General features: G+C 43.8%; 1 protein-coding gene. It reads left to right on the top strand.

Annotated features, from left to right (window positions below):
* Positions 1–394, top strand: a 394-nt coding sequence (locus tag AB4623_RS23825; RefSeq protein WP_372147499.1) for an extracellular solute-binding protein, incomplete at its 5' end; no start/stop codon positions are given.
* Positions 395–461 lie beyond the last annotated feature (67 nt).

Here is a 461-nt window from a genome sequence, read left to right as displayed (position 1 = left end):
CCTAGCAGGTGAAGTGTCTCTTGGTATGCTTTGGAATGGTTCTGCTTACATGGCACGCCAAGAAGGCGCAACGATTGACATTATCTGGCCAGAAAAAGGCGCTATCTTCTGGATGGACAGCCTAGCAATTCCAGCAGGCGCTAAGAACACTGAAGCGGCTCATAAGATGATCGACTTCCTTCTTCGCCCTGAGAACGCTGCGAAAATTGCTCTAGAGATCGGTTACCCGACACCAGTTAAAACCGCTTACCCTCTTCTTCCTAAAGAATTTGCTGAAGACAAGAACGTTTTCCCACCACAATCAGTGATGGATAACGGTGTGTGGCAAGATGAAGTTGGTGAAGCGAGCGTTATTTATGACGAGTACTTCCAAAAACTTAAAGTAAACAACTAAGTTATTGTTAGTTAAGAAGTTAAGTAAATAAAGCGGCGTAAGCCGCTTTATTTTTTCAGATTCAGAA

The sequence above is a fragment of the Vibrio sp. 10N.222.52.C12 genome (assembly GCF_041474215.1).
Classification (GTDB): Bacteria; Pseudomonadota; Gammaproteobacteria; order Enterobacterales; family Vibrionaceae; genus Vibrio; species Vibrio crassostreae_C.
The sequence above is the reverse complement of the archived record's forward strand: the minus strand, read 5'-3'. Positions and strand labels throughout refer to the sequence as shown.